The organism is Roseateles sp. P5_E11 (assembly GCF_054049355.1).
On record NZ_JBFUMO010000012.1, the window covers coordinates 23,411 to 29,410 of the forward strand.

Annotated in this window: 7 protein-coding genes; all 7 read right to left on the reverse strand. The window is 66.8% G+C overall.

Annotated features, from left to right (window positions below; translation table 11 throughout):
- Positions 1–90: 90 nt before the first annotated feature.
- On the reverse strand, positions 91–471 hold the full coding sequence (locus ACXJKR_RS02085; protein ID WP_056204470.1) for a YXWGXW repeat-containing protein: 381 nt from the start codon (positions 469–471) through the stop codon (positions 91–93).
- A gap of 133 nt (positions 472–604) precedes the next feature.
- Entirely contained in the window at positions 605–1,042 is a 438-nt protein-coding gene (locus ACXJKR_RS02090; protein WP_457320331.1) for a PaaI family thioesterase, read from the reverse strand.
- A gap of 7 nt (positions 1,043–1,049) precedes the next feature.
- Positions 1,050–1,841: an SDR family oxidoreductase gene (locus ACXJKR_RS02095; protein ID WP_457320333.1), complete on the reverse strand. Its 792-nt coding sequence runs from the start codon at positions 1,839–1,841 to the stop codon at positions 1,050–1,052.
- A 9-nt stretch (positions 1,842–1,850) separates the two neighbouring features.
- Positions 1,851–3,659, reverse strand: a complete 1,809-nt coding sequence (locus ACXJKR_RS02100; RefSeq protein WP_457320335.1) for an acyl-CoA dehydrogenase — start codon at positions 3,657–3,659, stop codon at positions 1,851–1,853.
- A 55-nt stretch (positions 3,660–3,714) separates the two neighbouring features.
- Positions 3,715–4,140: a PaaI family thioesterase gene (locus ACXJKR_RS02105; RefSeq protein ID WP_457320337.1), complete on the reverse strand. Its 426-nt coding sequence runs from the start codon at positions 4,138–4,140 to the stop codon at positions 3,715–3,717.
- Between the two features lie 5 nt (positions 4,141–4,145).
- Positions 4,146–5,321 carry an acetyl-CoA C-acyltransferase gene (locus tag ACXJKR_RS02110; RefSeq protein WP_457320339.1) on the reverse strand — a complete coding sequence of 392 codons (1,176 nt, stop codon included), beginning with the start codon at positions 5,319–5,321 and terminating at the stop codon, positions 4,146–4,148.
- 30 nt (positions 5,322–5,351) lie between these two features.
- Positions 5,352–6,000: 3-hydroxyacyl-CoA dehydrogenase family protein (locus tag ACXJKR_RS02115; RefSeq protein ID WP_457320341.1), on the reverse strand; the 649-nt coding region annotated here is incomplete at its 5' end.

Here is a 6,000-nt window from a genome sequence, read left to right on the forward strand (position 1 = left end):
GGCGCCATTGTGCCACTTGCGCCAAATATTGGAACGCCGTTTCATAAAAGCACTCAAGCCCGCGATCGATGCGATGCGAGCCTCGCAGCATCAGCGGCGGTGGGGATCGTTGGGCCGGCGGTCGGCACCGTTGGGCACGCCATCACGGTCCGCGTCGCCGCGGGCCCAGCCACCGCGCCGCAGCTCCCAGTGGCCGTTGCGCTCCTCCCAGGCGGGCTGGTTGTACATGTAGCCGCGGCGCTCCTTCACCCAGACGCCCTGCTGCCAGACGTGGCGGCGGCCGTTCCAGTTCCAATAGCCGGGCACCCAGACATAGCCGCGGCGCGCGCCCGGCATCACTTCATGACGTGGAGGCGGCGGTGCGGTCCGGATGGACACGCTGACCTGTGCTGCGGCTGCGGTCGGGAGTGCTGCTGCACCAAAGGCACAGCTGGCGACCAGACACGAAGCGAGGAGGGTTCTGTTGAGCATGACGATCTCCAAGTGACAGGAGGTCATTCAACGACTGGCCCCGACGCGCGGTGGTCGGACAAGCGCCCGTCGCGCCGCAAAGTTGTGCAAAGCGTCCAACTGATCGAAGGCGGGTGAGGCCTGCCGCAGCGCCTCAGTCGCCTTCACCACCCAGCGGCTTCAACTGCCGGCCCGCCGGCAGAGCGCGCAGGTATTTGAAGGTGCCCGTCGCATGGGCGCAGAGCTTGTCACCCGCACCGAATACCGAGCCCTCGCAGAAAGCCATGGTCGTCGAGCGATGCAGCAGCTTGCCCACCGCGCGCAGTTCGCCCTCGCCGGGGCGCATGAAGCTGGTCTTCATCTCCACCGTGACGACGCCCGGACCGAGGTCCGGCAGGTGCCGGTTCACGCTGCGGGCGGCATGCGCCATCGCCACGTCCAGCAGCGTCATCACGACGCCGCCGTGGGCCACGCGCCAGGAGTTCAGGTGCTGCTCGCTGATCAATAGCCGAAGCTCGGCTTCGCCGTCACCGACCGAGTGCAGCGTGAAGCCGAGTTGCTGGACGAAGGGGATGTGGACCGGGAACTCCATCCGCCCATCATCCGCCATGGATGGCCGAAACGCCGCCGTCCACCGCCAGGATCTGGCCAGTGATGTGCTTGCCGGCCCTGGACGCAAACAGCAGGGCCGCGCCCTTCAAATCGTCGTCATCGCCGATGCGGTTCAGCGGCGCGTGGGAAGCGAGTTGCTCTTCACCGATGGTCGCCATCAGGCCCTTGGTCATCTTGCTCGGGAAGAAGCCCGGCGCCAGCGCGTTGACGGTGATGCCGTAGGCGCCCCACTCGCCGGCCAGCGCGCGCGTGAAGTTCACGGCCGCGCCCTTGCTGGTGTTGTAGGCAATGGTCTTCATGACGGCCGAGTTGCCGCCCAGGCCCGCGATGGAGGCCACGTTGATGATGCGGCCCGACTTGCGCGGGATCATGCTGGCCTTGGCCACCGCTTGCGCAAAGACGAAAAGGCTGCGGATGTTGAGGTCCATGACCTTGTCCCAGGCCTCGATGGGGTGTTCCTCGGCGGGTGCACCCCAGCTCGCGCCGGCGTTGTTGACGAGGATGTCGATCTGGCCGAGTCGCTCCATCGTCTCCCTGACGACGCGCTGCGCATCCTCTTCCTTGGCCGCGTCGGCCGCGATCCAGCGCGTGTCGATGCCGCGTGCCTGCAGATGGGCCGCGGCCTCTTCCAGGTCGGCTGCCTTGCGCGAGGTCAGCATGATCTTGGCGCCTGCTTCACCGAGGGCTTCGGCGATCTGCAGGCCCAGGCCACGCGAGCCGCCGGTGACGAGGGCCACCTGGCCGCTCAGGTCGAAGAGGTCTTGGACTTTGGTGCTCATGGTGTCTCCTTAGAAGTATTCAGCTTTCATTTCGCGGCACAGCGGCTCGCGGCGCGCAACCACGTCCAGCCAGGCGCCGATCTTGGGCAGCTCGTAGGCGAAGAAGTAGCGGGCCGCGGCGCGCTTGCCGTGGGCGAAGTCGCTGTCCCCGTGCACGCTCAGCACGACGTCCAGCCACAGCCAGGCCAGCACCGTGTGGCCGAAGGCCTGCATATAGGGCGTCGCATTGGCCAGCGCTTCTTCGGGCTCGCCCGTGCTCCAGGCCTTCTTGGTCGCGCCGCCCACTTGTGCCAACGCTGCGGCCAGCTGGTTGGCCTGCGGCGCCCAGTCGGTCTGCATCGCGCGCTCGATGGTCTGCTGCACTCGCGCGGCCAAAGCAGCGAGAGACGCCCCGCCCTGCTGCACCACCTTGCGACCCAGCAGGTCCAGCGCCTGGATGCCGTGCGTGCCCTCGTGGATCATGTTCAGGCGCTGGTCGCGCCAGTACTGCTCGACGGGGAAATCACGCGTGTAGCCATAGCCGCCCAGCACCTGGATGGCCAGCGAGTTGGACTCCAGGCACCACTCGCTCGGCCAGCTCTTGGCGATGGGAATGAGCACGTCCAGCAGCGCCTGGGCTTCGGCCTTCGCGTCACCGGTATTCAGCTCGTCGACGAGACGGGCACAGTACAGCTCCAGCGCCAGGCCGCCTTCGACATAACTCTTCTGCGCCAGCAGCATGCGGCGCACGTCGGCGTGTTCGATGATGGGCCGCTGCGGGCTGGCCGCGTCCTTGCCGGTCGCGGTCATCGGCCTGCCCTGGGGACGCTGCTTGGCGTATTCCAGGCTGGCCTCGTAGCCGGCGTAGCCCAGCATGACGGCACCGAGACCCACGCCAATGCGCATCTCGTTCATCATGAAGAACATGCAGCGCAGGCCCTCGCCGGGCTTGCCRACGAGATAGCCCACCGCGCCCGCCTTGCCGCCCGGCTGGAAGCGGCCTTCGCCGAAGTTCAGCAAGCAGTTGGTCGTGCCGCGGTGGCCGAGCTTGTGGTTCAACCCGGCCAGCGCGATGTCATTGCGCTCGCCGGTCAGCTGGCCGTTCTCACCGACCATTTGCTTGGGCACGATGAAGAGCGAGATGCCCTTGGTGCCCGGAATGAGCTTGCCGTCCGGCCCCGGGATCTTGGCCAGCACCAGGTGGACGATGTTCTCGCGCAGCTCATGCTCGCCGCCCGAGATCCACATCTTGTTGCCGCGCAGCCGGTAGCGCGCTCCGAGGGTGTCGGCCTCGTCTTCCAATTCAGCGCGCGTGACCACGTCGGACAGCGACGAGCCCGCCTGCGGCTCCGACAGGCACATGGTGCCGAACCACTGACCAGCCAGCAGCGTCTTGGCGAACACCTCGCGCTGGCGCTCGCTGCCGTGTTCCATCAGCAGGTTGGCATTGCAGGTCGTCAACACGCCGTAGGAGCCAGCGTGGACGTTGGCCATGCTGACGAAGGCATTGGCGGCCGTCTCGACGAGGCAGGGCAGCTGCATGCCGCCCAGCTCGTAGTCATGCGCCGCAGCCATCATGCCGGAGTCCACCAGGGCATTGACCGCCTCCAGCGTCGCCGCGGGCAGGTGCACGCGCTCGCCACCTTCATCCACAACCACGCGCGGCTCCTCCGTGTCCATCAGCCTGTAGCTCGGCGCGAACTTCTCGCGGGCGATGCGCTCGCAGGTGTCGAGCACGGCGCTGAAGGTCTCGCGCGAATGGTCGGCAAAGCGCTCGCGCGCGGTGAGGTCACCAGCACGCAGCCAGTCGAACAGAAGGAACTCCAGGGTGTCGCGCATGGCTGCTATCCCGTTGTGGTGACGGCCGTGGGCTCAATGCCCAGGTCGGCCATGATCAGTCGCCCGCAACGCGGACGATGGTGCCCTGCGCCAGCGCACAGAGCTTCTCGGCGCCGCCCTTGACGGCAAAGATCTCGCAGCGACAGACCGCCTGGTTCTTGCTGACCGCGTCGGCGCTGGCGCGGGCGATCAGGCGTTCACCAACGGCCGGACGCACATAGTTCACCTTGAACTCGCTCGTCACGACCTCGACCTGCATGGCCGTGCCGCCGGCATAGGTCAGCGCGTTGTCGGCCAGATAGCTGACGACGCCACCGTGCGCAAAACCGTGCTGCTGCAGATGCTCGGGCTTGAGCACCAACTGCAGCTCGACCTTGCCCGGGGACAGCACCGCCAGTTCCGTGCCGAGCAGGCGGCTGAAGGCCTGCTTGGCCAGGATCTCGCGGCCCATCTGCAGGAAGACCTCCGGCGAGACGGCCATGGTCTTCAGAGCACTTCGAAGATGCCCGCCGCGCCCATGCCGCCGCCAATGCACATCGTCACGCAGACGCGCTTGGCACCACGGCGCTTTCCCTCGATGAGGGCGTGGCCCGTCAGGCGCTGGCCCGACACGCCATAAGGGTGGCCCACCGCAATCGCGCCGCCGTTGACGTTCAGGCGGTCCATCGGGATGCCCAGCGTGTCGGCGCAGTACAGCACCTGCACGGCGAAGGCTTCGTTCAGTTCCCACAGGTCGATGTCGGCAACCGTCAGGCCGAGCTTCTTCAGCACCTTCGGGACGGCGAAGACGGGGCCGATGCCCATCTCGTCAGGCTCGCAACCGGCCACGGCAAAGCCGAGGAAGCGGCCAATGGGCTTGAGGTTGTGCGTGGACGCGTATTGCTCGCTGACCAGCGCGCAGGCGCCGGCGCCGTCGCTGAACTGGCTGGCGTTGCCGGCCGAGATCAGACCGCCGGGCATGGCGGAGCGCAGGTCCTTGATGGCGTCATAAGTGGTGCCCTCGCGCAGGCCCTCATCGGCGCTGATGGTCACTTCCTTGCTCATCAGGCCCATGACCTTGTCGGCCACGCCCATGGTCGTCGTGACCGAGATCAGTTCGTCGGCGAACTTGCCGGCGGCCTGGGCGGCGCAGGCCTTCTGCTGGCTGCCGGCGCCGTACTGGTCCATGCGCTCGCGCGAGATGTTGTAGCGCTTGGCCACGTTCTCGGCGGTCTGCAGCATGTTCCAGTAGATCTCAGGCTTGAGCTTCATCAGCGCCGGGTCGACCAGCATGTGCTTGTTGGCCTCCTGCTGCACGCAGGAAATGCTCTCRACGCCGCCGGCGATGTAGACGTCGCCCTCGCCGGCAATGATGCGCTGCGCGGCCATCGCAATGGTCTGCAGGCCGCTGGAACAGAAGCGGTTGATGGTGACGCCGCTCACCGTGATGGGCAGGCCGGCCTTCAGCGCGATCTGGCGCGCGATGTTGGAGCCGGTGGCGCCTTCGGGCGTGGCGCAGCCCATTAGCACGTCTTCGATGGCACCGCCATCGATGCCGGCGCGTTCGACGGCGGCCTTGACRGCGTGGCCACCCAGCGTCGCGCCATGGGTCATGTTGAACGCGCCCTTCCAGCTCTTGGCGAGCGGCGTGCGGGCGGTGGAGACGATCAGTGCGTTGCTCATGTCTTGTTCCTTGTCAGTCGCGCRCTGCGATCAAGTGAAGCTCTTGCCTTCCGCCACGAGGCGGGCCAGCAGCGGGGCGGGCGTCCAGAACGCACCGTCATCCATCGGGTTCTTGGCAAAGCGCTTCATTGCCTGCACGACGTTGAAGAGGCCGAGGGTGTCGGCGTAGCACATCGGGCCACCGCGGAAGATGGGAAAGCCGTAGCCGGTCAGGTAGACCATGTCCACATCCGACGCGCGCTGGGCGATGCCATCTTCCAGCAGATGCGCGGCCTCGTTGACGAGAGCGAACACCAGGCGGTGCACGATCTCCTCATCGCTGATGTCGCGCTTCTTGGCGCCGATGGCTTCGCGGTGCTTGGCGAGCATCTCGTCGACGACCGGCGACGGGATGGCGTCGCGCTTGCCGGGCAGATAGTCGTACCAGCCGGCGCCGGTCTTCTGGCCGAAGCGGCCGAGCTCGCACAGACGGTCGGCGCTCGCCGAGTACTTCATGTTGGCGCGCTCGACAGCGCGGCGCTTGCGGATCGCCCAGCCGATGTCATTGCCCGCCAGGTCACCCATGCGGAACGGACCCATCGCGAAGCCGAACTTCTCGACGGCCTTGTCGACCTGCTGCGGCGTGCAGCCTTCATCGAGCAGGAAGCCGGCCTGGCGGCTGTACTGCTCGATCATGCGG

Bases quoted from the DNA above. Each gene is read 5' to 3' on its own strand.
- ACXJKR_RS02085 (WP_056204470.1), bottom strand. From the start codon at position 471: ATGCTCAACAGAACCCTCCTCGCTTCGTGTCTGGTCGCCAGCTGTGCC.
- ACXJKR_RS02090 (WP_457320331.1), bottom strand. From the start codon at position 1,042: ATGGAGTTCCCGGTCCACATCCCCTTCGTCCAGCAACTCGGCTTCACG.
- ACXJKR_RS02095 (WP_457320333.1), bottom strand. From the start codon at position 1,841: ATGAGCACCAAAGTCCAAGACCTCTTCGACCTGAGCGGCCAGGTGGCC.
- ACXJKR_RS02105 (WP_457320337.1), bottom strand. From the start codon at position 4,140: ATGGCCGTCTCGCCGGAGGTCTTCCTGCAGATGGGCCGCGAGATCCTG.